Below are 25,320 nucleotides of genomic sequence, written 5' to 3'. Positions count from 1 at the left end.
GTGGCATCAGTTCCTCCGCACCTTCTTGTTGAGGAAGTCCAGGAGGAGGTAACGGCCGATGTTCCCGGGGTGGGTGAGATAGGCCTTGCCCCGGGTGATCTGGGCGAGCTTTTTCACGAAGGCCAGAAGCTCGGGCTCCCGCGCCAGCATGAAGGTGTGGATGGGGATGCCCTCCCTGCGGGCCAGGGTGGCCTCCTTGAGGGTCTCGGCCAGGATCAAGGGGTCTAGGCCCCAGGCGTTCTTGTAGACCTCCCCGCTTTTGAGGGTGAGGGCCGAGGGTTTGCCGTCGGTGATGAGGATGATCTGCTTCATCTCCCCCCCCATCTTCCTGAGGAGGCTGCGGGCCAACTCCAGCCCCGCCTTGGTGTTGGTGTGGTAGGGGCCCACCTGGGCCAGGGGGAGCTTGGAGAGGGGGATCTCCTCCGCCTTGTCGTGGAAGAGGATGAAGCGCACCCGGTCCCCGGGGAACTGGGTGCGGATGAGGTGGGCCAGGGCCAGGGCCACCCGCTTGGCGGGGGTGAAGCGGTCCTCCCCATAGAGGATCATGGAGTGGGAGCAGTCCAGCAGGACCGCAGTGCTCATGCTGGCGGTGTACTCGGCGAGGTCGATGACCAAATCCCCCTGGTCCAGGTTCTCCAGGCCCTTGGCCGCTGCCTTTTTCAAGGTTTCGGGGACGTTCAGCTCCAAGGGTTCCCCCCATTCCCAGGGCTTGACCTCCCCGGTCTTCTCCACCCCGGGGGCGTGGTGAGGGGTGGGGTGGAGGCCTGGGGGGTTGCGGCCCAGGGCCCCTAGAAGCTCCCGCAGGCTCTTTAGGCCGAGGAAGTCCGAGGCCTTTTCCGTAAGTTCCAGGCGCACCTCTTGGGCCTCCCCCCTATACCCCTTCTGGGCGGGCTCCGTGGGGTCTTGGCCAGGAACGCGGAGGTAGCCCGCCTCCTCCAGCTTCCGCATCATCCCCTGGATGGCCTGGTACAGCCTCGTTTCCTCCTTGCGGTCGGCGAAGCGGGCCTCCCTCAGCCAGTCCTCGGGGACCAGCTCGTTCTTGAGGAGGGCCTGGAGGAGGGCATCGTAGAGATCCTCCAGGGTAGGGGCGCGGTTCGGGTCGGGATCATAGCGCTGAAAGGGGTCGCTAAACCCCGAGTCCAGGAGGAAGTCCTCCAGGAGGGAGAGGATCTCCTCGGGGGAGAGGTCCTCCAGGCCTCCCTCGTAGCGGCTGTAGCGGACGCCCTTAGTTCCCATACCCCCTCGCCTTTTCCGCCGCCTGGTAGCTCGTCTCCCCCCGGGAGAGCTTCCTCCGGCCCACCAGGCCCTCGAGGACGAACTCCCCCGCGGAGAGGAGGACCTCCGGGGCTTCCGCCCCCGCCAAGGCTCGGGCCGCCTCCAGAAGCCCCGGCACCTCGGCCATGGCCGAGAGGGCTTCCTTGGGGTCCTCGGGCAGGGTGAGGAGGTTCCCCGCCTCAAAGTGGGCCACGATGGGCTCGGTCTTCAGACGGTAGCGGGGGAGGACCATGCCGAAGGCCCGCTGCACCAGGTCCTTGGCCACCCGCTCCGCTCCCTGGAGCTCCCCCTCGTACTCCAGCTCCAGCTTCCCGGTGATGGCGGGAAGCCCTCCGTAGAGGTCCAGGGGCCGGGCCACGGGCCTCCCGCCCAGGAGGAGGGCCCTCTTCTCGGCGCTCGCCGCCACCACCTCCAGGAGGCTTATGGCCAGGCGCTGGCTGACCCCTGCCGTCTGGTCCACCCGCCGGTCCTCCCGGGCGGCGAAGGCCACGGCCTCCACGGAGAGCCGGACCCACTCCGGCACCTCCACCCCCTGGGGCAGGAAGGCCTCCTGGGCGCTGATCCTGGCCCCCTCCTCCAGGGAGCGGGGGTAGTGGGTACGGATCTCGCTGCCGATGCGGTCCTTGAGGGGGGTGACGATCCGGCCCCGGGCGGTGTAGTCCTGGGGGTTGGCGGTGAAGACCAGCCAGACGTCCAAGGGAAGGCGGAGGGGGTAGCCTCGGATCTGGATGTCCCCCTCCTCGAGGATGTTGAAGAGGGCCACCTGGACCTTTGGGGCTAGGTCGGCGAGCTCGTTGACGGCGAAGATTCCCCGGTTGGCCCGGGGCAGAAGGCCGTAGTGGATGCTCTCCAAGTCCGCCATCCCCATCCCCTTGCGGGCAGCCTTGATGGGGTCCATGTCCCCTAGGAGGTCGGCCACGGTGGTGTCGGGGGTGGCTAGCTTCTCCACGTACCGCTCCTCCCGCTCTACCCAGACGATGGGGGCCTCATCCCCAGCCTCCAGGAGAAGCCTCTTCCCTTCCGGAGAGATAGGGTTTAGGGGGTTATCCCTGAGCTCCGTGGCCAGGGCGGGGATGGCCTCGTCCAGGAGGGCGGTGAGGCTACGGAGGATGCGGCTTTTGGCCTGCCCCCGCGTGCCCAAGAGGATGAAGTTCTGCTTGGCCATAATGGCCTGGACTAGGGCGGGGATCACCGTGTCCTCGTAGCCGTGGATGCCGGGGAAAAGGGGCTCCTTTCGGCCAAGCTTCTCCAGAAGGTTTGCCCTGGCTTCACCCTTTACGGAGCGCTTCAGTTTTTCCAAGGGGTAGGTTCTTTTAAGCTCGCCTAGGGTCTTGGCCTTCACCTTTACCAGTCTAGGGGAGAAGTGGGGTAGGGTGTGTGCCCTGGGTAGCTAAGCCCCGGCCTGGGGCTGGCTTGGCGAGGCCCCTGCCATCCCCAGGGTCCTCCCGAGGATGCCTAACGCCCCTCTCATTCCAAGGTGGTATCTTGGCGGCGTGGAGTTTCACGGCACCACCATTCTGGCCGTGCGCAAGGACGGGGTCACCGCCTTGGCAGGGGACGGGCAGATCACCTTGGGCCAGACGGTCCTCAAGCGAGCCGCGGTGAAGGTGCGCCGCCTAGAGGTGGGGGAGGGGGTCCTGGTGGGTTTCGCCGGGGGTGTGGCCGATGCCCTGGCCCTTTTGGAGCGCTTTGAGGAGAAGCTGCAAGAGGCCAGGGGGAGCCTCCTTAGGGGCGCGGTGGAGACGGCTAAGCTCTGGCGTACCGACCGGGTCCTGCGCCACCTCCAGGCCATGATCGTGGCTGCCGACCGGGAGAACCTGGTCCTCCTCTCGGGAACCGGGGAGGTCATCGCCCCCGAGGAACCCCTCTTGGCCGTGGGGAGCGGTGGCCCCTACGCCCTGGCTGCGGCCAAGGCCCTTTACCGCCACTCGGCCCTAGGTGCACGGGAGATCGTCGAGGAGGCCCTTAGGATCGCTGCTGAGGTGGACCTCTACACCTCTGGCCAGGTCACCGTCCTCACCCTGGGGGAAGCATGAACCTGACGCCCGCCGAGATCGTCCGGGAGCTTTCCAAGCACATCGTGGGCCAGGAGGCCGCCAAGAAGGCGGTGGCCGTGGCCCTTCGCAACCGCTACCGCCGCAAGAAGCTTCCCCCCGAGGTGGCCCGAGAGGTGACCCCCAAGAACATCCTTATGATCGGGCCTACGGGGGTGGGGAAGACGGAGATCGCCCGGCGCCTGGCCCGCCTGGCCGGGGCTCCCTTCGTGAAGGTGGAGGCCACCAAGTTCACCGAGGTGGGCTATGTGGGCCGGGACGTGGACGCCATCGTGCGGGACCTGGCCGAGGCCAGCCAGCAACTGGTCATGGAGGAGATGAAAAAGAGGGTGGAGGAGAAGGCCCTGGCCTACGCCGAGGAGGAGCTGGCCACCCTCCTCCGCACCTCGGTGGCCGAGGTGCGCTCCGGCCGCCTGGACAACCTCTCCGTGGAGGTGCAGGTGGAGGAGGAGGTGGGCCTACCCTTCATGGGGGTCCTAGGGGGCGAGGCCTTTGGCGGTATGGGGGACATGCTAAAAGGCCTCCTTCCCAAGCGGCCAGTGCGCAGGCGTATGACCGTGAAGGAGGCGCGGGAAACTCTCAAGAACCAGCACGCGGAGCGCCTCATAGACAAGGAGGAGCTCAAGGAGGAGTCCAGGCGGCGGGCTCAGGAGGAGGGCATCGTGTTCATTGACGAAATAGACAAGATCGCCCGCCGGGAGGGGGCCGTGGGGCCCGACGTCTCCGGGGAGGGGGTGCAGCGGGACCTGCTTCCCATCGTGGAGGGTACGGTGGTTTCCACCCGCATCGGCCCGATCTCCACGGAGCACGTCCTTTTCATCGCTGCCGGGGCCTTCCACGTGGCCAAGCCCTCAGACCTGATCCCCGAGCTCCAGGGGCGGTTTCCCATCCGGGTGGAGCTCTCCCCCTTGGGCCCCGAGGAGTTTTACCGCATCCTGAAGGAGCCGGAGAACTCCCTCATCCGCCAGTACACGGAGCTCCTGAAGGCGGACGGCACGGAGCTTTTCTTTGAGGAGGAGGCCCTTTGGGCCATCGCCCAAGCGGCCCACCGGGCCAACCAGGAGCTGGAGGACATCGGGGCCAGGAGACTTTCTACGGTGCTAGAGAGGGTTCTGGAAGAGGTCAGCTTCCAAACTGACCTGGGCCGGGTGGAGATCACCCGGGCCTACGTGGAGAAGCGGCTCGAAGCGGTTCTCGCTTCGCCAGACTTGACGAGGTTTGTCCTATAGGAGGATAAGGTATGCGCTGGTTGCTCTTGACCTTGGGTTTGCTGACCGTGCCTGTCCTGGCCCAGACCTCCCCGCCTCCCGCAGCGCAGGTGCAGCAGGACCCCTTGAGGATAGGGGTACAGCTCTACACCCTGGGGCGGTACGAGGCGGCCCTCTCCCTCTTTGAAAGGGCGGTGAGGGAGAACCCTCAGGACCCCGACGCCCTCTACTGGTTAGCCCGGGCCCAGCTCAAGATGGGCCTTCTGAACCCTGCCCTGGAAAACGCCAGGGGCTTGGTGGCCCGAAATCCACGCTATATCGGGGGATATATGGTCCTCTCCGAGGCTTACGTGGCTTTCTTCCGGGCCTCGGAGGACCGGGAGAAGGGGAGGGTTCATCTGGAGCAGGCCCTTTCCGTCTTGCGGGATGCGGAGAGGATCAATCCCCGCTACGCGCCCCTCTTCGCCCAGAGGGGCTTGGTCCATGCTCTGCTGGGCCAGATGGACAGGGCCGAGGAGGCCTTAAAGCGGGCCCTGGCCCTCCAGGACACCCCCGAGGTGCGCTCCGCCTTGGCCGAGGTCTACCTGGCTTCGGGAAGGCTGGACGAGGCCTTGGATCAGTACGCCAGGGCGGTGGGCCTTGCCCCAAGGAACGCCGATCTGCGGGTACGCTACGCCTCGGCTCTCCTCCTTAAGGGTAGGTCCGAGGAGGCTGCCCGGGTCCTGGAGGAAGGGCATAGGCTCAGGCCCCTGGACGCAGAGGGCTGGTACACCCTCGGGCAGGCCTACTTGGCCCTAGGGCGCCCCAGGGAAGCGGGGGTGGCCCTGGAGAACGCCGTGGCCCTGGCTCCCCTGCGCTTCCCCGCTGCCTACTACTACTTGGGGCAGGCCTACCTGGCCCTGCAAGAGCCCGCCAGGGCTAAGAACCGCCTGACGGTGGCGGTGCGCCTCGAGCCTAGGAGGGCAGAGTACCGCTACCTCCTCTGCCTGGCCAACGAGAGGCTGGGGGACAAGGAGGGGGCCCGCTACCAGTGCCAAGAGGCCCTCAAGCTGAAGCCTGGCTACAAGGAGGCGGAGGAGGTCCTGAGGCGCCTCTAGGGGGCCCATCGGGTATGCCCCAGATGCTTTCCCTAGGGTTGGCGCTTGAGCAGAGATGAATAGGTTCATGTAACGGCGCCAGGGGGGGGCGCTTTACTCTAGGCCTTCCCCCCTTCCAGAGGAGGCAGTCCGGTTTCGTCGGTGAACGGTGCCCCTGGGTCACCTTGAGCTATGCCCCTGGTGGGGAGGCCTACCTGGCCCAGGCTATCTCTTCCTGAGGGGGGTCTTGGAGGGGCTCGATGGGGTCCCTGGAGGGGGGCCTTGGGGTGCGGGGTAGCGGTTGCGCCGCCGGGCTCCGCTATGGGGCCCAGGCGCAACCCCCTTCCCCGGGTTTCCCTAGACCCCGACCTTCCCATACGCCCATTGGAGAGGCTTCGGGCCCAGCATTATCTCCAGACCCGGGGCGTCCAAGACGGTGGCTTGCCTATGGCCGCCTGTGTGCCCCCCGGGGGTTATCGCATACGCCGCTGGGGGAGTTCTGCCCGGGGTGCCTAAGCCTTGGGCTCCTCCTTTTCCTTTTTTTCCTCCCCCTCCTGGAGGCCCTTCCTGAACTCCCGGGCCGACTGGCCGATGCCGCGGGCTAGCTCGGGTAGTTTTCTGGCGCCAAAGAGGAGGAGGATGACCAGGAGGATGAGGAGGATCTCTGGTAGTCCTAAGCGCATGGGTTCATGGTAGCATGCCTTGACCCCCTTTTGGTGAGGTGCTATCGTGGCCTGAGGGTGGCCACGGCCCCGGGGCGTAGCGCAGGCCGGTAGCGCACCTGCTTTGGGAGCAGGGGGTCGCCCGTTCAAATCGGGCCGCCCCGACCACGCGGGAGTAGCTCAGTTGGTAGAGCATCGGCCTTCCAAGCCGAGGGTCGCGGGTTCGAGTCCCGTCTCCCGCTCCACTTGGCCGGGGCCCCTCTCCGGCCCTTCGCTTGGGCCCGTAGCTCAGGGGACAGAGCAGCCGCCTTCTAAGCGGTAGGACGGGGGTTCAAATCCCTCCGGGCCCGCCACGATGGGGAGGCAAAACTTCGCTCCCCGGTAGTGAGGGGAGAAAGCCCCTTGACCCCCATGTTTGACCCCCATAGGAAAGCCTGACCCCCGGCCCTTGTAGGCCAGGGGTCGTCCTTTGACCTCTACGCCTGGGCCGTGGGGCGGTGGATGAGGTCTTCGGGGTCCACCACCCACGCCGCCCTCTCGCGGGCCAGGAGGTGGCGGTAGACGTTGAGGGTGATGCTGGGGTTAGCGTGGCCCAGCCGCTCACTCACCAGCTCTAGGGGGGCCCCGTTGGCCAGGAGCAGGGACCCGTAGGAGTGCCGGAGGTCATGGACCCGGAGGGGTGGGATGCCTAGCCGGGCGACCATCTTCCTCAGGGCGTGGGCCAGGGTGTGGGGGTTGAGGGGCTGACCAGGGTCCTTGGGGCTAGGGAATAGCCATGCCTCCCTCAGGTCCCTGGGGCGCGCCCCCTTGGCCACCAGCTCCTCCCACCTGGCCTTTAGCCGTTCCAGGGTGGCCTTGGGTAGGGGCAGGGTCCTCCGAGAGTGCGGGGTCTTGGGCTCGGTGAGGATGCCCTTGCCCCCTAGGGCGGTCCATGCCCGGCGCACGATGAGGGTGCCCTCCACCAGGTCCACGTCCTCCCACCTGAGCCCCAGGGCTTCCCCAACCCTGAGCTCCATAGCTAGACACAGCCGAAGGGCCATGCCCACCTCCCAGGTAGGCCAGGAGTCAAACGCCCGCAGGAGAAGGGTGGCCTCCCCAGGTTCCAGGGTCCTCCCAGCCCTAGCCCTCGTGCTCCCCTCCAGCCGGATGGCGGCGGTGGGGTCCCGGTGCACCAGCTCCAGGGCCAGGGCCTCCTTGAAGATGGCCCGGAGGTGGGTGAGGGCCTTGCTCCTGGCCCAAGTACCCAACCCCTGGGCGGCCATGCGGTCTAAGGCTTGGCGGATGTCCATGGGCTTGATGTCTTGTAGCCGCTTAGGGCCCAGGTAGGGGAGGAGGTAGCCCAACTCCCGGCGGTAGTTGGCCAGGGTCTTGGGGAGTCAAGTAGCGATTTTTGTGGGTTTCTCTTCCGCGGCCCAAAGCGGGGCCATGTCCAGGTAACGCCTGAGCGCCCAGTCCTCCGTGGCTCTCAGCATCACCACCGTGGCCAGATTCCCTAGGCTCCCCTCGCTGGGGAAAACCCCAACCGCCCTGGTCCGCCGCTTCACCTCCCGGAAAAGCCGCTCCAGCGCATTCGTGCCCTTGATGTGCTTCTGGTGGCCGCTGGGAAAGTCCAGGTGGATCAGAGCTTCCCCCAAACCCTGGGCAAACACCTCCACCCCTCGCCTGTACCGGTCCCGGTAGCGTTCAACAAACTCTCGGGCCAGAGATTCCGCCGTGCCCCGCCGCCGCGCCACAAACACCTCCTGGAGCTCCGCACCGCTGCCAGCTGGCCCCAGGAAGCTCGGCCCTCGCCGCCTGGCGGATGGAAGGGGGGTCGTCGGAAATGACCAGCCTCACCCCACGAAGCCCCCGCTCCACCAGACCCTTCCGGAGGTTCCTCCAGGCCTCCTTCCGCTCCCCGCCCGCCGGTTCCACCGCCAGCAGCAAAAGGTACGGGCTGCGCCCGTGACCTCGGTAGCCTTTCTCGTTCACCCCCACCGCCACCAGCAGGGCCAGGTCCACCACCCGCCCGCCCCGGTTCACCTTGAAGTAGGCCGCGTCCAGGTAGAGGTAGGGGTAAGCCAGCTCCAAGGGCCGGCCCCGCCAGGCAGAGGGCGCCTCCTCCAGGCGCTGGGCTACCCTGGAGACCGCGTCCTTAGCAATCCGCACTCGGGACAGACCTTCGGTGATGGCCGCCACCTTGCGGGTGGAGACCCCTTGCAGGTCCATCTCCAGGACGGCCTCTTCCACCTCCCCGGTCATCCGCTTGTAGCGCTCCAACACCTCGGTCAGGAAAGTCCCCTCCCGGTCCCGGGGTACCCGGAGCTGCGCGATCTTGCCTGCCGGCGTGATGAGGTCCCGGGTGTAGTGGCCGTTCCGCTCCCCGCGGCGGCTCGGGGTGCGCTCACGGTAACCCGCAGCCAGGTGCTCGGTCATCTCTTCTTCCAACACCTGCTCGATGATGGCCTTGACCCCTTCCCGGATGCGCCGGCTGATCTCCTCCTTGGTCAACCTCTTGAACCCCTCTTGGTTCATTCAGCCCTCCATGCTTAACCCACAAAATAAGTGACACTACCCAAACCCCTCCGGACCCGCCACGATGGGAACATGGCGCTACTGCCTTCGTAGTCAGGTGGAGAAGTCTCCGATTCCCACGGTTGACCCCTGGCCGGGGGGCTGAGGGGCCGGCCTTGCGTGTCGCTAGGCCTTGCTTGCCCGGGGGAGGGTAGGGTAAGCTTGGGGTGAAGGTGCCCGTGGAAACCCTCGAGGCGGTGCGGGACCTGGCCCGGCGCTTCGCCCGGGAAAGGGTTCTCCCCCAGGCGGCTAGGCTGGACCGGGAGGCCCGGTTTCCCTGGGAGCTTTTCCGGGAGGCCGCGGCCTTGGGCTTTCCTACCCTGGTGGTGCCCGAGGCCTTTGGGGGTGCAGGGCTTGGGCCCAGGGCCCTGGCCCTGGTGGCGGAGGAGCTCGCCTACGCCTGCCCTGGGGTGGCGGCGGCCCTCCTCCTCAACAACCTGGTGGCCGACGCCCTTCTCCTCTCCGAAAGCCGGTACGCCCAGGCCTTCCTGCCCCGCCTGAAGGCGGAGGTGGCCTCCTACGCCCTGACCGAGCCCCACGCGGGCTCGGACGTGGCCGCCATCCGCACCTGGGCGGAGCGGGTTCCGGGAGGCTATCGGCTTTATGGCCGCAAGACCTGGATCAGCCACGCCCCCGAGGCGGGCTTTTTCGTGGTCTTCGCCAAGGTGGCCGAGGGGCGGGAGGGGATCGCCGCCTTCTTGGTGGAGCGGAAGGAGGGGGTGGAGGTGGGCCCGCCCCTGCCTAAGATGGGGCAGAAGGCCTCTTCCGCCGCCGAGGTGGCCCTGGAGGGGGTCTTCGTCCCCGAGGAGGCCCTCATCGCCCGGGAGGGCTTCCGCCTGGCCATGCGGGTCTTTGACCGCTCCCGGCCCATGGTGGCGGCCATGGCCGTGGGCCTCCTGCGCCGGGCCTTGGACGAGGCCCTAGCCTACGCCAGGGTGCGGGAGGCCTTTGGCAGGCCCCTTTTTGAGCACCAGGGGGTGGGGTTCAAGCTGGCGGAGATGGCCATGGACCTTGAGGCCGCCCGCCTCCTCGCCCACCGGGCCGCGGACCTGGCGGAGAGGGGGGAGGCCAACGCCTTAGAGGCGGCCATGGCCAAGGCCTTCGCCGCGGACGCCGCGGTGCGGGGGGTTTCCGAGGCCCTCCAGGTCTTTGGGGGCAACGGCTACTCGGAGGACTACCCCATGGCCAAGCTTTACCGGGACGCCAAGGTGCTCCAGATCTACGAGGGCACCTCGGAGATCCAGCGGGTTATTGTGCTTAGGGAGCTCCTTAGGAGGGAAAGATGGGAGAGCCGGTGATCCTCGAGGCGGCGCGCACCCCCATCGGCAGGCGGAACGGGGCCCTGAGGGCGTGGCGGCCCGATGCCCTCTACGCCCGGGTCTTGGACGCCCTTCTTGAACGCACGGGAGTGGACCCAGGCCTCATCGGGGACGTGGTCACGGGCTGTGTGACCCAGGTGGGGGAGCAGGGGGCCAACGTGGGGCGGCTCGCCGTCCTCCTCTCCCGGCTTCCCCAGGAGGTCCCCGCCGTCACCCTAAACCGGATGTGCGGCTCTAGCCAGCAGGCGGTCCACTTCGCCGCCCAGGCCATCGCCGCCGGCGACCTGGACTTCGCCATCGCCGGGGGGGTGGAGAGCATGACCCGGGTGCCCATGTTCTCGGACATCGGCGGGGGGTTTTCGACCCTTAACCCCGCCCTCTTCCAGCGGTATGAGCTTGTTCACCAGGGGGAGAGCGCCGAGCGCATCGCCGAGCGGTACGGGTTCTGCCGGGAGGAACTGGACGAGTGGGGCTATCTCTCCCATAAGCGGGCGGCCCAGGCGGAGCGGGAGGGGCGCTTCCTGGGGCAGCTGGTGCCGGTAGAGGGGCTGGATGCGGAGGGGAGGCCCTTTCTCCTCGCCCGGGACGAGGGGGTGCGGCCCGACGTGGACTACGAGAGGATGCTCTCCCTCAAGCCCGTCTTCCGGGAGAACGGGGTGGTCACCGCCGGTAACTCCAGCCAGATCTCCGACGGGGCGGCGGCGGTTCTCCTGGGGGATAGGGAAAAGGCCCTGGCCTTGGGCCTGAGGCCTAGGGCCCGCTTCCTGGCCCGGGTGGTGGTGGCGGGGGACCCTACCCTGCAGCTTCTGGAGGTGATCCCCGCGGCCAAGAGGGCCCTGGAAAAGGCCAGGCGCTCCATCCGGGACGTGGACGTCATAGAGGTCAACGAGGCCTTCGCCAGCGTGGTCCTGGCCTTCTTAAGGGAGCTTGGCCCAGACCCGGAAAGGCTTAACCCAAACGGCGGGGCCATCGCCCACGGCCACCCCCTGGGGGCCACGGGGGCCGTCCTCATGACCAAGCTCCTCCACGAGCTGGAGCGGACCGGTGGGGAGTTCGGCCTCCAGGTGATGTGCATCGGCCACGGCCAGGCCACGGCCACGGTCATCCAGAGGATTTAGGAGGAGTCTATGGAAAGGAGCGCTTTGGTGACGGGCGGGGCCTCGGGCCTGGGCCGGGCGGCGGCTTTGGCCCTTAGGGCCAAGGGGTACAAGGTGGTGGTCCTGGACCTCAGGCGGGGGGAGGAGAGCCTCCTCTACGTGGAGGGGGATGTGGCCCGGGAAGGGGATGTGGAGCGGGCGGTGGCGGAGGCCGTGGCCCAAGGGCCCCTCTTCGCCGTGGTGAACGCTGCGGGGGTGGGCCTGGCCAGGAAGATCCTGGGACGGGAGGGGCCCCACGACCTGGAGGGCTTCCGGAAGGTCATTGAGGTCAACCTGGTGGGCACCTTCAACGTCCTGCGCCTCGCTGCTTGGGCCATGCGGGAGAACCCCCCGGACGGGGAGGGAGGGCGGGGGGTCATCGTGAACACCGCCAGCGTGGCCGCCTACGAGGGGCAGATCGGCCAGGCGGCCTACGCCGCCAGCAAGGGGGGCGTGGTGGCCCTCACCCTGCCCGCGGCCCGGGAGCTCGCCGAGTGGGGCATCCGGGTGGTGACCCTCGCCCCGGGCCTCTTTGACACCCCCCTCCTCCAGGGGCTTCCCGAGAAGGCCAAGGCCTCCTTGGCGGAGCAGGTGCCCTTTCCCCGGCGCCTGGGCCGCCCCGAGGAGTACGCCTCCTTAGTGCTCCACATCCTGGAAAACCCCATGCTAAATGGGGAGGTGATCCGGCTGGATGGCGCCCTCCGCATGGCCCCCCGGTAGGGTCCTGGACCTGACCCGCCTTCTTCCCGGGCCCCTGGCGGGGAAGCTCCTTTTGGAGATGGGCTTTCCCGTCCTCAAGGTGGAGCCCCCCGGGGGGGACCCCCTGGAGGCCCTGGCCCCCGAGGCCTACGCCTTCCTAAACGCAGGCAAGGAGATCCTGAGCCTGGACCTGAAGGCCGCGGAGGGCCGGGAGCGGCTCATGGCCCTGGTGCGGGAGAGCGCCCTCCTCCTGGAGTCCAACCGCCCTGGGGTCATGGAGCGGCTGGGCCTGGGGCCGGAGGCGCTCCTCGGCCAGAACCCCGGGCTGGTCTACGTGCGCCTCCGGGGGTATCCGGACACCCCCGACCCCGGCCATGACCTCACCTACCTGGCGGAGGCGGGGCTTCTCGGCCGCTTTCCCTGGCAATCTTTCCAGTTCGCCGATCTGGCGGGGGCCTACGCCCTGGCCCTCACGGCCCTGAAGGGCCTCCTCCTGGGGGGAGGGTTTTACGAGGTGGCCCTCTCCGAGGCGGTGAAGGCCATGGCCTACCCCCCCGTCCCTTTCCTGGACGGCTCCGCCCTCTGCTACGGGGTCTACCCCGCCGAGGAGGGGGAGGTGGCCCTGGCGGCCCTTGAACCCCACCTCTGGGCCCGCTTCTGCGAGAGGGCGGGCCTTCCCGACCTCCTCCACCTCGCCTTCAGCCCCGCCTGGGAGGGGAACCCCGCCTACCAGAGGCTTCGCGCCCGCCTCCTGGAGCGCACCGCCCTGGAGTGGGAGGCCTGGGCCCGGGCAGAGGGGCTTCCCTTGCGCAGGGTGAAGGGAAAAACCCCCGGCCCTTGAGGGGCCGGGGGGCCTTTGTTCCCTATCGGGAAGGCGTCAGGGTGAGGTCCTTGGCGTTCTTGGCATCTAGGACAAAGTCCTTGGGGAGGAGGTTGTTGAGGTGGAGCATGTAGGCCACTACCGCCCACTACTCCTCAGGGCACTTGGCAACGCGTAGAAAGGGAATGGGGGAAGTCGTGGGTAAAGTCCTGCGTATCACACCTTGAAAAATCCCTCCACCGGCACTACGAAGACCACAGCCCCACCCACCTGGACCTCTACAGGGTTTTGCAGGAAGGGGTCGGGGGCCTCGGAGAGGGGGAGGGCGCGGGTAACCAGGCGGGTGCGGGTGCGGCACTTCTCCCGGATCAGCTCCAGGACCTCGGGGACCCTATCGTCCTCCAGGCCGATGAGGAGGGTGGTGTTCCCTTCCCTGAGAAACCCCCCGGTGGAGGCCAGCTTGGTGGACTGGAGCCCCCGTTCCAGAAGGGCCTTGGTGAGCCCAGGGGCGTCCGTGTCCTGCACAATGGCAATGACGAGCTTCATTGCACCCTATTGTACAACCGGTGCCACCCCTGGAGGCTCCGCACCCCTAGGGGTTTTTGCCGGGCCCGGAGGATGGCCTTCAGGCTCCAGAAGGCCCCCTCGAGGGTGGTGATGAAGGGAAGCCCCCCCTCCACGGCCCGCCTCAGCTCAGGGTGGGGGAGGAGGCTGATGAGGAGGTCGTACTCCCCCTCGCTCAAGGTAAAGCCCGCCTCCAGGTAGGCCCGCTTCACCTCTTCCAACGCCTCTCCCTCGCCGAGGAAGCGCACCCGCCCAAAGAGGGGAAGCCTTTGCCCCGCCCCGAGCTGGGCTTTGTAGTAGGCCAGGTAGGGGTCCTCGTCTATCCCCATGCTCTCCCCGGTGGAGCGCATCTCCGGCCCGAGGACGGGGATCACCCCGGGGAACTTGAGCCAGGGGATGACCACCTCCTTCACCGCGTAGTGGGGGGGGACGGGGTCCAGGTCCCGCACGCCGAGCTCCCTTAGGGTCTTGCCCACGGCGATGAGGGCCGCCAGCTTGGCCAGGGGCAGGCCGATGGCCTTGGAGACGAAGGGGACGGTGCGGCTGGCCCGGGGGTTGGCCTCGAGGACGTAGACCTCCTCCCTGAGGACGGCGTACTGGACGTTCAAAAGCCCCTTGACCCCGAGGGCTAGGGCCAGGCGGCGGGTGTAGTCCCGGACCTTGTTCAAGGCGGCCTCGGAGAGGTGGACCGGGGGAAGCACCGTGGCCGAGTCCCCGGAGTGGACCCCGGCCCGCTCCACGTGCTCCATCACCCCGGCCACCATGACCTCCTCCCCGTCGGAGAGGGCGTCCACGTCTAGCTCCAAGGCCCCTTCCAGGTAGCGGTCCAGGAGGATGGAGGGCTTTTCCTGCAGGGGCTCGTAGACCTCCTCCAGGTAGCGCCTGAGCTCCTCTTGGCTCCTCAGGACCCGCATGGCCCGCCCCCCCAGCACATAGCTGGGCCGGGCCAGAAGGGGGAAGCCCACCTCCTCCGCAAGCCTCAGGGCTTCTTCCGGGCTCCTCGCCACCCTTCCTTCGGGCTGGGGGATGCCGAGGCGTTGGCAGAGGCGGTGGAAGGCCTCCCGGTCCTCCGCCTGGTGGATGGCCTGGAAGGGGGTGCCGAGGAGCCTGACCCCTGCCTCCTCGAGGCCCTTCGCCAGCTTCAAGGGGGTCTGCCCCCCCAAGGTGGCGATGACCCCCAGGGGCTTCTCGTGCTCCACCAGGTTGAGGACGTCCTCCAGGGTGAGGGGTTCAAAGTAGAGGCGGTCCGCGGTGTCGTAGTCGGTGGAGACGGTCTCGGGGTTGGAGTTCACCATGATGGTCTCAAAGCCCGCCTCCTTCAGGGCCCAGACGGCGTGCACCGTGGCGTAGTCGAACTCCACCCCCTGGCTGATCCTTATGGGCCCCGAGCCCAGGATGACCACCTTGGGCTTCCCCGTGGGCCAGACCTCGTCCTCCAGCTCGTAGGTGGAGTAGTGGTAGGGGGTGTAGGCCTCAAACTCGGCGGCGCAGGTGTCCACGGTCTTGTACACGGGGGCCACCCCCAGGGCCTGGCGCGCCTTCCGCACCTCCCCCTCCCCCCTCCCCAAAAGCTCTCCCATCCAGGCATCGGAAAGCCCCAGCCCCTTGTAGAAGCGCCAGGTCTCCCGGTCCTTGGGGGGGTCGTCCTTGAGCCAGGCCTCCGCCTCCACGATCTCCTGCATCTGATGGAGGAACCAGGGGTCTATGCGGGTGGCCTGATGGAGCGCCTCCACGGGCATCCCCCGTCTTAGAAGCTCCAAGACGGCGTAGATGCGGTCGGGGTTGGGGTAGAGCTTCCGCTCCAGGTCCTCTGTCCTCACCCCCGCCAGGGCCCTTACGTCCCTCTCCAGGCCCCTCAGGGCCTTCATGAGGGCCTCCTTGAAGGTGCGGCCCATGGCCATCACCTCCCCCACGGACTTCATCTGGGTCCCAAGCTCGTCCCCAAGCTCCCCCAGGGTGTTGGGGAGGTCCTTAAACTTCTCAAAGGCGAAGCGGGGGATCTTGACCACCACGTAGTCGATGGTGGGCTCAAAGGAGGCGGGGGTCTTGCGGGTGATGTCGTTGGGGAGCTCGTCCAGGCGGTAGCCCACCGCCAGGAGGGCGGCGATCTTGGCGATGGGGAAGCCCGTGGCCTTGGAGGCGAGGGCCGAGGAGCGGGAGACCCGGGGGTTCATCTCGATGACCACCTGGCGGCCTGTTTTGGGGTCCACGGCGAACTGGATGTTGGACCCCCCGGTGTCCACCCCGATCTCCCGGATCACCGCCTTGGCGGCGTCCCGCATGCGTTGGTACTCGAGGTCGGAGAGGGTCTGGGCGGGGGCCACGGTGATGGAGTCCCCGGTGTGGACCCCCATGGGGTCCAGGTTCTCGATGCTGGTGATGATGACCACGGTGTCCGCGTGGTCCCGCATCACCTCCAGCTCAAACTCCTTCCAGCCCAGCACCGACTCCTCCACCAAGGCGGTGTGGACGGGGGAGAGGGCCAGGCCCCGGGCGAGGACCTCTTTGAGCTCGGCCTCGCTCCTGGCGATGCCGCCCCCGGTGCCCCCCAGGGTGAAGGAGGGGCGGACCACCACCGGGTAGCCCACCTCCCGGGCGAAGTGGAGGCCTTCCTCCACGCTCCCCACCATCTGGCCCCGGGGCACCTCGAGGCCGATCTTCCGCATGGCCTTCTGGAATGCTTCCCGGTCCTCCCCCTTCCGGATGGCCTCCGCCTTGGCCCCGATGAGCTCCACCCCGTAGCGGTCCAAAATCCCCTCCTCGTGGAGGGCCATGGCGAGGTTCAAGGCCGTCTGCCCCCCCAGGGTGGGGAGGAGGGCGTCCGGGGCCTCCTTGGCGATGACCTTCTCCAGGGCCTCCAGGGTGAGGGGCTCAACATAGGTCCTTTCCGCAAGCTCCGGGTCGGTCATGATGGTGGCGGGGTTGGAGTTGACCAGGATGGCCTCGTACCCCGCTCCCCTCAGGGCTTTCACCGCCTGGGTGCCCGAGTAGTCAAACTCCGCGGCCTGGCCTATGGTGATGGGCCCGGAGCCGATGATGAGGATTTTCCTGAGGTCTCTTCTCGGCGGCATCGCGCACCCGAGGGACAAGCTTAGCACAAGGGGGAGCGTGGGCCAAGGGGTGGATTGCAAACTTATGCGCTTTTGCCCGGCTAATGTGCATAGGTTCGCCTATGCTTCCGGCCTCCCGCCCCAGGCAGGGGTATACTGGTCTTGTGCGTAGGGTGCGCCCGGAGGAGATTCCCGCCCTTCTGGAAAGGGGGGTGAAGGTGGTGGACGTCCGCCCCCCGGATAGGGGGACCACCCCTTTGCCCTTCCCCGCCGAGCGGGTTTCCCTGGATAAGATCCAGAAGGGAGAGCACGGCCTGCCCAAGGTTCCCCTCCTCTTAGTCTGCGAGAGGGGGCTTTTGAGCCAGGTGGCTGCCCTCTACCTGGAGGCGGAGGGGTACGAGGCCATGAGCCTGGAAGGGGGCTTGGAGGCCTTGACGGGGGGCAGATAGCCCCGTAGAATGGCGGGTGCTGAGCGTGGTGAGCGTAGCTCAGCTGGTCAGAGCACCGGACTGTGGATCCGGGGGTCGTGGGTTCAAGTCCCATCGCTCACCCCAATCCCCTCACCCTGTGGGGGGCGGTCTTTTGGGGGAGGGCCTCGCCCTCCTTGCGAGGATGGCGGAACCGGTAGACGCGCCGGACTTAGGATCCGGTGGGGTAACCCGTGCGGGTTCAAGTCCCGCTCCTCGCACCAAAGGGGCGAGGCCCCCCTTTTGGCGAGGTGGGGCGTGGCGGAAATCGTGGAGCGTTCCGGCTATCTGGTGAGGGTCCGGGTTGAGGTCCCGGCGGAGAGGGTGGAGGCCAGCTACCAGGCCATGCTGAAGGACCTGGCTCGGAGGGTCAAGATCCCCGGCTTCCGCCCCGGCAAGGCCCCCCTGAAGGTGGTGGAGGCCCGCCTGGGCCGGCAGGAGCTATTGAGCGACCTCAAGGAGCGCCTGGTGGAGGAGACCTACCCCGAGGCCGTGCGGGAGCTGGGCCTTCTGCCCGTGGCCGCCCGGGTGGTGGAGGAGGAGCTCAAGGAGGGGGGGGGCTTCCGCTACGTGGCCGAGGTGGAGAACTATCCCGAGGTGAGGCTCCCCGACTGGCGGAGCTTCACCTTGGAGGTACCTCCCCTGGAGATCACCGAGGAGATGGTGGAGAAGGCCCTAGAAGAGCTCCGCCACCGTTACGCCGAGCTTTCCCCCGTGGACCGGGAAGCCAGGGAAGGGGATCACGTCTTCGTCCGCACCGAGGAGGGGGCGGAGTTCCCCATTGACCTCTCCAAGGCCCTGCCCCACGTGCGGGAGGCCCTCTTGGGCAAGAGGGCGGGGGACGTGCTTATGGTCCCCGTCCTGAGCGAGAAGGGCGAGAAGGTGCGGGAGGCGCGCACCGAGGTCCTCGAGGTCAAGGCCCTGGAGCTCCCCGAGTTAGACGAGGAGTTCGCCAAGACCCTGGAGGCAGAGAGCCTGGAGGACCTCAAGGCCAGGGTGCGGGAAAGCCTCCGGCGCCAGGCGGAAAGGGAGTACCAGGAGGCCAGGGAGCGGGCTTTTCTGGAAAAGCTTTCCGAGGGCCTGGAGGCGGATATTCCCCCTTCCATGGTGGAGAGGGAGGAGGGCCACCTCCTGGAGCGTTTGGCGGAGGACCTCTACCAACAGGGCATCCCCCTAGAGGCCTACCTGAAGGCCCTGGAAGAGAGGGGGGAGCTCCAGAAGTTCAAGGAGGAGCTCAGAGGAGAGGCCCTGAAACGGGTGAGGCGCTCCTTGGCCAAGGGGAGGTTGGCCGAGGAGCTGAACCCCCAGGTGACGGAGGAGGAGTGGCAGGCCTACCTCCAAAGGGTGGCCCGCTCCCAGGGCGTGGGCCTGCAGGAGCTGAGGCGGCGGTTAGGGGAAGGGGGCCTTGCCCGCCTCAGGGCCGTCTACCTCCAGGACAAGGCGGTCCGGGAAGCGGTTGCCCAGCTAAAAATCCCCTAAGTGGCCTAGGAGGGGGTTTCCCCTAGGGCCGCTGCTAAAATGAGAGAAGTATGGTCATCCCCTACGTCATAGAGCAGACCGCCCGTGGGGAGCGGGTTTACGACATCTACTCCCGGCTCCTCAAAGACCGGATCATCTTCCTGGGTACCCCCATAGACGCCCAGGTGGCCAACACCATTGTGGCCCAGCTCCTTTTCCTGGATGCCCAGAACTCCAACCAGGAGATTCGCCTCTACATCAACTCGCCTGGGGGGGAGGTGGACGCGGGGCTGGCCATCTACGACACCATGCAGTTCGTCCGGGCCCCTGTGTCCACCATCGTGATCGGCATGGCCGCCAGCATGGCAGCGGTGATCCTGGCGGCGGGGGAGAAGGGCCGCCGCTACGCCCTGCCCCACTCCAAGGTGATGATTCATCAGCCCTGGGGCGGGGCCCGGGGCACGGCCAGCGACATCGCCATCCAGGCCCAGGAGATCCTCAAGGCCAAGAAACTCCTGAACGAGATCCTGGCCAAACACACCGGCCAGCCTCTGGAGAAGGTGGAAAGGGATACCGACCGGGACTACTACCTCTCCGCCCGGGAGGCCCTGGAGTACGGCCTCATCGACCAGGTGGTGACCCGTGAAGAGGCCTAGGCCCCGCTGCAGCTTTTGCGGTCTCCGCCCCCCAGAAACCGGGCGGCTCCTGGAAAGCCCCATAGACGAGGTCTATATCTGCGAGGACTGCGTGGAGCGGGCCCAGGGGATCTTCCGCCAGGGGGCAAGGCCCAAGGGTCCCACCCGTTTGCCCAAGCCCCAGGAGATCAAGGCCCACCTGGACGGGTACGTGGTGGGACAGGAGGCGGCCAAAAGGGCCCTCTCCGTGGCCGTCTACAACCACTACAAGCGCCTCCTCCACCCCGAGGCGGAGATCGGCAAGGCCAACATCCTCCTCATCGGCCCCACGGGGACCGGGAAGACCCTCCTGGCGGAAACCCTGGCCCGTTTCCTCGAGGTCCCCTTCGCCATCGCCGACGCCACCACCCTCACCGAGGCGGGGTACGTGGGGGAGGACGTGGAGAACGTCATCCTGCGCCTCCTCCAGAACGCCGACTTTGACGTGGAGCGGGCGGAGATGGGCATCGTCTACATTGACGAGATCGACAAGATCGCCCGCAAGTCGGAAAACCCCTCCCTCACCCGGGACGTCTCCGGGGAGGGGGTGCAGCAGGCCCTCCTCAAGATCATTGAGGGCACCATCGCCAACGTCCCTCCCCAGGGGGGCAGGAAGCACCCCCACCAGGAGTTCATCCCGGTGAACACCAAGAACATCCTCTTCATCCTGGGCGGGGCCTTTGAGGGCCTGGAGAACATCGTCAAGGCCCGCACCGAGCGCACGTCCATCGGCTTCACCCGGGCCAAGGCCAAGGAGGAGCCCCTGGAGGTCATCCCCGAGGACCTGGTGAAGTTTGGCCTCATCCCCGAGTTCGTGGGCCGGGCCCCCCTGATCGTCCAGCTCCACCCCCTGACCGAGGACGACCTGGTGCGCATCCTCACCGAGCCCAGGAACGCCTTGGTGAAGCAGTACCAGGAGCTTTTGCGCATGGAGGGGATTGAGCTCCGCTTCACCCAGGCCGCCTTGAGGGAGGTGGCCCGCCGGGCCCTGAAGCGGGGCACGGGGGCCCGGGGCCTTAGGGCCATCCTGGAGAAGGCCATGGTGGACCTGATGTTTGAGGCCCCGGGCAGCGGGGTGCGGGAGCTCGTCCTAGACCTTCCCCACCTGGACCAGCCCTTGAAGGCCTTGGAGGAGGCCAGGCTCAAGCAGGCCTCCTAGCTCCCAAGCCTCCTCACCAGCTCCTCCTTGAGGGCGAAGAGCCTCTCCGTGAGGGATACGTGGTAGATGTGGGGGTTCACCAGGCGCCGGACCCCCGGGTCCAGCCGGGCCACGTCCTCGTCCCGCCTCCTCCTCAAGGTTTCTATGGGGAGGGGTGGGAAGAGGCGCCTTCCTCCCTGGAAGGCCTCCACCAGGAGGGGTTCCAGGGTGAAGCTTCCGGGGCTCAGGGTCCGCCTCTTGGTGGGGTCCGTGGGGTGGCGGAGGGTGAGGGGCCTGTCCCCCTGCACCTCCTCCTCGGCCAGGGCTAGGAGATCGGCGGTGGCCAGGCCCCGCCCGTCGTAGACCCGGTAGACCCCCTTGTGCCCGGGGTTCAGGACCTTCTCCAGGGAGTCCGAGATCTTGATGGCGGGGGCCCAGGCGCCCTCTCTGCGGATGGCCACCAGCTTGTACACCCCCCCCAGGGCCGGGTAGCCCCAGGAGACCACCATCCGGGTGCCCACCCCATAGACCAGGCGCTTTAAAAGCTCCTCCGGGTCCACTCCGTAGCGGGGGGCCTCCTCGAGGATCTGGCTCTTGATCTGCCAGATGACGAGCTCGTCCAGGTCCCCGGAGAGGACGATCAGGGTCTCGGGGAAGCCCGCCCTATCCAGTTCCCGGGCCGCCTGGATGGCCAGGTAGGCCAGGTCCCCCGAATCGATCCGCACCCCCAGGGGCCTGTGCCCCTTTCTGCGCAAGGCTTCAAAGACCTTGATGGCGTGGGGAAGGCCCGAGTGGAGGGTGTCCACGGTGTCCAGGAGGAGGATGGTGTCGTCGGGGAAGACCTCGGCGAAGGCGAAGAAGGCCTCCTCCTCCGAGTGGCCCAAGGCCAAGAAGGCCTGGACCAGGCTGTGGGCGTGGGTGCCGGAAGAGGGGAGGCCCAGGAGGTGGGATAGGGAGACGGCGCTACTCCGGTTCGCCCCCCCGATGAGGCTTGCTCGGGTGGCGCTCTCCCCCCCCTTGGCGGGGGCCCGGCGCAGGCCGAACTCCAGGACCACCGCCTCCCCCGCCGCCTCCCGCACCCGGCTAGCCTTGGTGGCGATGAGGGTTTCGTGGTTGATGCGGTTTAAGAGGGCCGTTTCCAGGAGCTGGGCCTGGAGGAGGGGCCCCTCCACGGTGATGAGGGGGACCTGGGGGTGGGCTACCCGGCCCTCTGGGATGGCCCTCAGGGTGAGGCCGGAGAAGCCTCCCATCTCCTTTAGGTAGGCCAGGTAGTCCTCAGCGAAGAGGGGTTTGCCGGAGCGGCTTTTGAGGGCCCTCAGGGCGGCGAGCTCCGCCTCGCCGAAGCGGGCCTCCTCCATCCAGGAGAGGAGGGGGTCCAGCCCGGCAAAGACGGTGTAGCCCGCCTGGTGGGCCCCGTAGTCGGGGTTCTTGCGGTAAAAGGCCTCAAAGAGGGCTTCGCGTTCGTGGAGCCCCATCCGGAAGTAGACCTGGCCCATGGTGAGCTGGTAGAGGTCGGTGTAGAGGATGCCGAAGGGGTCCATGGGGGTAGCATAGCCCCTCCTTTCCCGCTACACTAGCGGGATATGGTGGAGGTCCACACCTGTAGCCCCGGCTGCCGCCACCACCTGGGGGGGGTGGGGTGGGGGGAGGCTCCCCTGGTGCGTCTGGGCTACAACAAGGAGGCCCGGGCCAGGAAGTTCCCCTACCTGAAGGCCCTACTGCAAAGACCCCTGGTCTTTGACGGGGCCATGGGCACGGAGCTCCAGAAGAGGGACCTAGCCCCCGAGGATTTCGGGGGGGAGGCCTACTACGGGTGCCCGGAGGTCCTCAACGCCACCCGGCCCGGGGTGATCCAGGAGATCCACCTGGCCTACCTGGAGGTGGGGGCGGAGGTCATCGAGACCAACACCTTCGGGGCCCTCCGCCACGTCCTGGCGGAGTATGGCCTTGGGGAGAGGGCGGAGGAGCTCGCCTACCTGGGGGCCAGGATCGCCCGGGAGGCCGCCGATGCCTTTGGGGCCTTCGTGGCCGGGGCCCTGGGCCCGGGGACCAGGCTCATCTCCCTGGGCCAGATCTCCTGGGAGGAGCTCTACGGGGCCTACAGGGAGGCGGTGCGGGGGCTTCTTAGGGGCGGGGTGGACCTCATCCTCCTGGAGACCGCCCAGGACATCCTCCAGGTGCGGTGCGCTGCCCTTGCGGCCCGGCAGGCCATGGCCGAGGTGGGGCGGGAGGTGCCCCTCCAGGTCCAGGTGACCATGGAGGCCACGGGCACCATGCTCCTGGGCACGGACGAGCAGGCGGCTTTGGCCGCCCTGGAGAGCCTCCCCATAGACGTGGTGGGGATGAACTGTGCCACCGGCCCCGACCTCATGGATAGCAAGATCCGCTACTTCGCCCACCACAGTACCCGCTTCGTCTCCTGCCTTCCCAACGCGGGCCTGCCCCGGAACGAGGGGGGGAGGGTGGTCTATGACCTCACCCCGGAGGAGCTCGCCCGCTGGCACCGCAAGTTCGTGGCCGAGTACGGGGTGAACGCCGTAGGGGGGTGTTGCGGCACGGGGCCGGAGCACATCCGCAAGGTGGCGGAGGCGGTGCGGGGGCTTCCCGCCCCTCCTCGCCCCCGGGTCTTTCCCCCGCAGGTGGCCTCCTTGTACCAGGCGGTCCCCCTGAGGCAGGAGGCGAGCCTGCTCTTGGTGGGGGAGAGGCTGAACGCCACGGGGAGCAGGCGCTTTCGGGAGATGCTCTTTGCGAGGGACCTCGAGGGCATCCTGGCCCTGGCCCGGGAGCAGGTGGAGGAGGGGGCCCATGCCCTGGACCTAAGCGTGGCCTGGACGGGCCGGAACGAGCTAGAGGACCTGGAGTGGCTTCTTCCACACCTGGCCACGGCGGTCACCGTGCCCTTCATGGTGGACTCCACCAGCCCCGAGGCCATGGAGCTCGCCCTCAAGCACCTCCCGGGCCGGGTCCTCCTCAACTCCGTGAACCTGGAGGAGGGCCTGGAGCGGTTTGACCGCGTGGCCTCCCTGGCCAAGGCCCATGGGGCGGCCCTGGTGGCCCTGGCCATAGACGAAAAGGGCATGGCCAAGACCCGGGAGGAGAAGGTCCGGGTGGCCCTGAGGATGTACGAGCGCCTCACCCTTCACCACGGCTTCCGCCCCGAGGACCTCCTCTTTGACCTCCTCACCTTCCCCATCACCCAGGGGGACGAGGAGAGCCGCCCCTTGGCCCGGGAGACCCTTCTCGCCCTAGAGGAGCTAAGGGAGAGGCTTCCCGGGGTGGGGTTCATCCTGGGGGTTTCCAACGTCTCCTTCGGCCTCAAGCCCCGGGCCAGGCGGGTCCTGAACTCGGTCTTTCTGGACGAGGCCAGGAAGCGGGGCCTCACCGCCGCCATCGTGGACGCGGGGAAGATCCTCCCCATGGGCCAGATCCCCGAGGAGGCCTACGCCCTGGCCTTGGACCTCATCCACGACCGGAGGCGGGAGGGGTATGACCCCCTCTTCGCCTTCATGGCCTACTTTGAGGCCCACAAGGAGGAGCTGGGAACCAAGGAGGATGCCTTTCAAGCCCTCCCCCTCTTGGAAAGGCTCAGGCGGCGCATCGTGGAGGGGAGGAAGGGGGGCCTCGAGGGGGACCTGGAGGAGGCCCTGAAGGCGGGGCACAGGCCCCTGGACCTCATCAACGGGCCCCTTCTTGACGGGATGAAGGAGGTGGGGGAGCTCTTCGGGGCGGGGAAGATGCAGCTTCCCTTCGTCCTCCAGGCAGCCGAGGTCATGAAGCGGGCCGTGGCCTTCCTGGAGCCCCACATGGAGAGGCGGGGGGCGGGCAAGGGGAAGATGGTCCTGGCCACGGTGAAGGGCGACGTCCACGACATCGGCAAGAACCTAGTGGATATCATCCTCACCAACAACGGCTACCAGGTGGTGAACCTGGGCATCAAGGTCCCCATTGAGGAGATGCTGAGGGCGGTGGAGGAGCACAAACCTGATGCCCTGGGGATGTCCGGCCTCCTGGTGAAGAGCACCCTGGTCATGAAGGAAAACCTGGAGTACATGGCGGAAAGGGGCTACACCCTCCCCGTGATCCTGGGGGGGGCTGCCCTCACCCGCGCTTACGTGGAGGAGCTAAAGGCCATCTACCCCAACGTCTACTACGCCGAGGACGCCTTTGAGGGCCTGAGGCTCATGGAAGAGCTCACAGGGCACGCCCCTCTGGAACTCACTCGGAAAGAGGCCAAAAAGCCTGCAAGGCCCCTCCCCCAGGTAGAAGCCAGGGCCAAGCCCGTGGGGGAGGCCCCCGCCATCCCCCGCCCCCCCTTTTTCGGGGTTCGGGTGGAGGAGGGCTTGGACCTCCCCACCATCGCCCGCTACGTGAACAAGCTCGCCCTCTTCCGGGGGCAGTGGGGCTACAGCCGCAAGGGGCTTTCCCGGGAGGCGTGGCAGGCCCTAGTGGAAAGGGAGGCGGAGCCCGTCTTCCGGCGCCTTCTCAAGGAGGCTAGGGAGGAGGGATGGCTCATCCCTCGGGTCCTTTACGGCTTCTTCCCCGTGGCCCGGGAGGGGGAGGAGCTTTTGGTGTTCAGCCCCGAAACGGGAGAGGTCCTGGAGCGCTTCTGCTTTCCCCGGCAAAAGGGCGGGGGGCTATCCCTCGTGGACTACTTCCGTCCCCGCTTCGCCCCTCCTCTGGGGGACGAGGAGGCCTGGATGCCGGAGGCCGCCTTCCGGGCAGGGGCGCGGGACGTCCTCGGGGTCCAGCTCGTCACCATGGGCGAGGAGCCCTCCCTGAGGGCCAAGGTCCTCTTTGAGAGCGGGGCCTACCAGGACTACCTCTTCGTCCACGGCTTCAGCGTGGAGATGACCGAGGCCTTGGCGGAGTACTGGCACAAGAGGATGCGGCAGATGTGGGGGATCGCCCACCGGGACGCCACCGACATCCGCAAGCTCTTCCAGGGGGGCTACCAGGGGGCCCGCTACTCCTTCGGCTACCCCGCCTGCCCTGACCTCGCCGACCAGGCCAAGCTGGACCGCCTCATGGGCTTTTCCCGGATCGGGGTGGGCCTCACGGAGAGCTACCAGCTCGTGCCCGAACACGCCACCAGCGCCCTCGTGGCCCACCATCCCGAGGCACGCTACTTCAGCGTGGACTAAGCACCCCGCCGCGGCGAAAGCCGCGG

General features: G+C 67.5%; 21 protein-coding genes and 5 tRNA genes. 17 read left to right on the top strand and 9 right to left on the bottom strand.

The genetic code is table 11. The annotated features are described in order from the left end of the window. Positions 1 to 6 precede the first annotated feature (6 nt). Positions 7 to 1,236, bottom strand: coding sequence for a vWA domain-containing protein (locus ATI37_RS02955; RefSeq protein ID WP_117237035.1), 1,230 nt, complete (start codon positions 1,234 to 1,236; stop codon positions 7 to 9). Continuing rightward, positions 1,226 to 2,617, bottom strand: a complete 1,392-nt coding sequence (locus ATI37_RS02950; protein ID WP_117237034.1) for a sigma 54-interacting transcriptional regulator — start codon at positions 2,615 to 2,617, stop codon at positions 1,226 to 1,228. Before ATI37_RS02950 ends, ATI37_RS02955 begins: the two co-directional genes overlap by 11 nt. Positions 2,618 to 2,768: 151 nt before the next feature. On the opposite strand from ATI37_RS02950, the gene hslV reads away from it, so the two are divergent. Genes hslV through ATI37_RS02935 form a run of 3 tightly spaced genes read left to right on the top strand, consistent with a single transcriptional unit; the run spans position 2,769 to position 5,634 of the window. Continuing rightward, on the top strand, positions 2,769 to 3,311 hold the full coding sequence (hslV, locus tag ATI37_RS02945; protein WP_269801867.1) for an ATP-dependent protease subunit HslV: 543 nt from the start codon (positions 2,769 to 2,771) through the stop codon (positions 3,309 to 3,311). Beyond that, the gene (gene hslU / locus ATI37_RS02940; RefSeq protein ID WP_117237033.1) at positions 3,308 to 4,558 is read left to right on the top strand and encodes an ATP-dependent protease ATPase subunit HslU; all 1,251 of its coding nucleotides are present in this window, start codon (positions 3,308 to 3,310) and stop codon (positions 4,556 to 4,558) included. Before hslV ends, hslU begins: the two co-directional genes overlap by 4 nt. Positions 4,559 to 4,569: 11 nt before the next feature. Next, on the top strand, positions 4,570 to 5,634 hold the full coding sequence (locus ATI37_RS02935) for a tetratricopeptide repeat protein (RefSeq protein ID WP_117237032.1): 1,065 nt from the start codon (positions 4,570 to 4,572) through the stop codon (positions 5,632 to 5,634). 491 nt (positions 5,635 to 6,125) lie between these two features. Here ATI37_RS02935 and tatA read toward each other — a convergent pair whose 3' ends face one another. Further along, complete coding sequence (gene tatA, locus ATI37_RS02930) at positions 6,126 to 6,296, bottom strand: twin-arginine translocase TatA/TatE family subunit (protein WP_117237031.1); 171 nt, start codon at positions 6,294 to 6,296, stop codon at positions 6,126 to 6,128. A gap of 70 nt (positions 6,297 to 6,366) precedes the next feature. On the opposite strand from tatA, the gene ATI37_RS02925 reads away from it, so the two are divergent. The 3 genes from ATI37_RS02925 to ATI37_RS02915 all read left to right on the top strand — a co-directional run bounded on the left by ATI37_RS02925 (position 6,367) and on the right by ATI37_RS02915 (position 6,628). Continuing rightward, positions 6,367 to 6,443: transfer RNA gene (locus ATI37_RS02925), tRNA-Pro, on the top strand. A gap of 1 nt (position 6,444) precedes the next feature. Next, positions 6,445 to 6,520 (top strand) — tRNA-Gly (locus ATI37_RS02920). 32 nt (positions 6,521 to 6,552) lie between these two features. Then, positions 6,553 to 6,628 (top strand) — tRNA-Arg (locus ATI37_RS02915). A gap of 123 nt (positions 6,629 to 6,751) precedes the next feature. Here the strand turns inward: ATI37_RS02915 and ATI37_RS02910 are convergent. From ATI37_RS02910 to ATI37_RS02900, 3 genes are read right to left on the bottom strand one after another with little or no spacing between them, the layout of a single operon-like run. After that, positions 6,752 to 7,639 carry a tyrosine-type recombinase/integrase gene (locus ATI37_RS02910; RefSeq protein ID WP_269801880.1) on the bottom strand — a complete coding sequence of 296 codons (888 nt, stop codon included), beginning with the start codon at positions 7,637 to 7,639 and terminating at the stop codon, positions 6,752 to 6,754. 12 nt (positions 7,640 to 7,651) lie between these two features. Next, positions 7,652 to 8,008 (bottom strand): transposase, encoded by a 357-nt coding sequence (locus tag ATI37_RS12430; protein ID WP_157969068.1) that lies wholly within the window; start codon positions 8,006 to 8,008, stop codon positions 7,652 to 7,654. Then, positions 7,959 to 8,789, bottom strand: a complete 831-nt coding sequence (locus ATI37_RS02900) for an IS256 family transposase (RefSeq protein WP_117237030.1) — start codon at positions 8,787 to 8,789, stop codon at positions 7,959 to 7,961. The genes ATI37_RS12430 and ATI37_RS02900 overlap by 50 nt, the downstream gene beginning before the upstream one ends. A gap of 218 nt (positions 8,790 to 9,007) precedes the next feature. Here ATI37_RS02900 and ATI37_RS02895 point away from each other — a divergent pair, with 218 nt between their 5' ends. Genes ATI37_RS02895 through ATI37_RS02885 form a run of 4 tightly spaced genes read left to right on the top strand, consistent with a single transcriptional unit; the run spans position 9,008 to position 12,823 of the window. Then, a complete protein-coding gene (locus tag ATI37_RS02895) occupies positions 9,008 to 10,126 on the top strand; it encodes an acyl-CoA dehydrogenase family protein (RefSeq protein WP_332871161.1) in 1,119 nt (372 codons plus the stop codon). After that, positions 10,111 to 11,265, top strand: coding sequence for a thiolase family protein (locus ATI37_RS11660; RefSeq protein ID WP_198665494.1), 1,155 nt, complete (start codon positions 10,111 to 10,113; stop codon positions 11,263 to 11,265). The genes ATI37_RS02895 and ATI37_RS11660 overlap by 16 nt, the downstream gene beginning before the upstream one ends. Positions 11,266 to 11,274: 9 nt before the next feature. Further along, positions 11,275 to 12,003: an SDR family NAD(P)-dependent oxidoreductase gene (locus ATI37_RS11655; protein ID WP_198665493.1), complete on the top strand. Its 729-nt coding sequence runs from the start codon at positions 11,275 to 11,277 to the stop codon at positions 12,001 to 12,003. Continuing rightward, complete coding sequence (locus tag ATI37_RS02885) at positions 11,975 to 12,823, top strand: CoA transferase (protein ID WP_117237029.1); 849 nt, start codon at positions 11,975 to 11,977, stop codon at positions 12,821 to 12,823. Before ATI37_RS11655 ends, ATI37_RS02885 begins: the two co-directional genes overlap by 29 nt. A gap of 195 nt (positions 12,824 to 13,018) precedes the next feature. On the opposite strand, the gene ATI37_RS02880 is transcribed toward ATI37_RS02885, so the two are convergent. Both ATI37_RS02880 and carB read right to left on the bottom strand, forming a co-directional pair. After that, positions 13,019 to 13,348 carry a cyclic-di-AMP receptor gene (locus tag ATI37_RS02880; RefSeq protein ID WP_117237028.1) on the bottom strand — a complete coding sequence of 110 codons (330 nt, stop codon included), beginning with the start codon at positions 13,346 to 13,348 and terminating at the stop codon, positions 13,019 to 13,021. Next, positions 13,345 to 16,437, bottom strand: coding sequence for a carbamoyl-phosphate synthase large subunit (gene carB / locus ATI37_RS02875; protein ID WP_117237027.1), 3,093 nt, complete (start codon positions 16,435 to 16,437; stop codon positions 13,345 to 13,347). The genes ATI37_RS02880 and carB overlap by 4 nt, the downstream gene beginning before the upstream one ends. 143 nt (positions 16,438 to 16,580) lie before the next feature. Between carB and ATI37_RS02870 the strand changes: the two genes are divergently transcribed. The 6 genes from ATI37_RS02870 to clpX all read left to right on the top strand — a co-directional run bounded on the left by ATI37_RS02870 (position 16,581) and on the right by clpX (position 20,174). Beyond that, positions 16,581 to 16,865 (top strand): rhodanese-like domain-containing protein, encoded by a 285-nt coding sequence (locus tag ATI37_RS02870; RefSeq protein WP_117238492.1) that lies wholly within the window; start codon positions 16,581 to 16,583, stop codon positions 16,863 to 16,865. A 28-nt stretch (positions 16,866 to 16,893) separates the two neighbouring features. Then, positions 16,894 to 16,970 (top strand) — tRNA-His (locus tag ATI37_RS02865). A 52-nt stretch (positions 16,971 to 17,022) separates the two neighbouring features. After that, positions 17,023 to 17,107: transfer RNA gene (locus tag ATI37_RS02860), tRNA-Leu, on the top strand. Positions 17,108 to 17,141: 34 nt separating this feature from the next. Beyond that, entirely contained in the window at positions 17,142 to 18,362 is a 1,221-nt protein-coding gene (gene tig, locus ATI37_RS02855; protein ID WP_157969074.1) for a trigger factor, read from the top strand. Positions 18,363 to 18,412: 50 nt separating this feature from the next. Next, positions 18,413 to 18,997 carry an ATP-dependent Clp endopeptidase proteolytic subunit ClpP gene (gene clpP / locus ATI37_RS02850; RefSeq protein WP_117237025.1) on the top strand — a complete coding sequence of 195 codons (585 nt, stop codon included), beginning with the start codon at positions 18,413 to 18,415 and terminating at the stop codon, positions 18,995 to 18,997. Beyond that, on the top strand, positions 18,984 to 20,174 hold the full coding sequence (gene clpX / locus ATI37_RS02845) for an ATP-dependent Clp protease ATP-binding subunit ClpX (protein ID WP_117237024.1): 1,191 nt from the start codon (positions 18,984 to 18,986) through the stop codon (positions 20,172 to 20,174). Before clpP ends, clpX begins: the two co-directional genes overlap by 14 nt. Here clpX and ATI37_RS02840 read toward each other — a convergent pair. Beyond that, positions 20,171 to 21,694: a nicotinate phosphoribosyltransferase gene (locus ATI37_RS02840; RefSeq protein WP_117237023.1), complete on the bottom strand. Its 1,524-nt coding sequence runs from the start codon at positions 21,692 to 21,694 to the stop codon at positions 20,171 to 20,173. The two genes, clpX and ATI37_RS02840, sit on opposite strands and share 4 nt — an antisense overlap. Before the next feature lie 42 nt (positions 21,695 to 21,736). Between ATI37_RS02840 and metH the strand changes: the two genes are divergently transcribed. Then, the gene (metH, locus tag ATI37_RS02835) at positions 21,737 to 25,294 is read left to right on the top strand and encodes a methionine synthase (protein ID WP_117237022.1); all 3,558 of its coding nucleotides are present in this window, start codon (positions 21,737 to 21,739) and stop codon (positions 25,292 to 25,294) included. Positions 25,295 to 25,320: the final 26 nt, after the last annotated feature.

The organism is Thermus sediminis (assembly GCF_003426945.1).
Lineage (GTDB): Bacteria > Deinococcota > Deinococci > Deinococcales > Thermaceae > Thermus > Thermus sediminis.
This window is presented reverse-complemented; position numbering and strand designations above follow the sequence as displayed.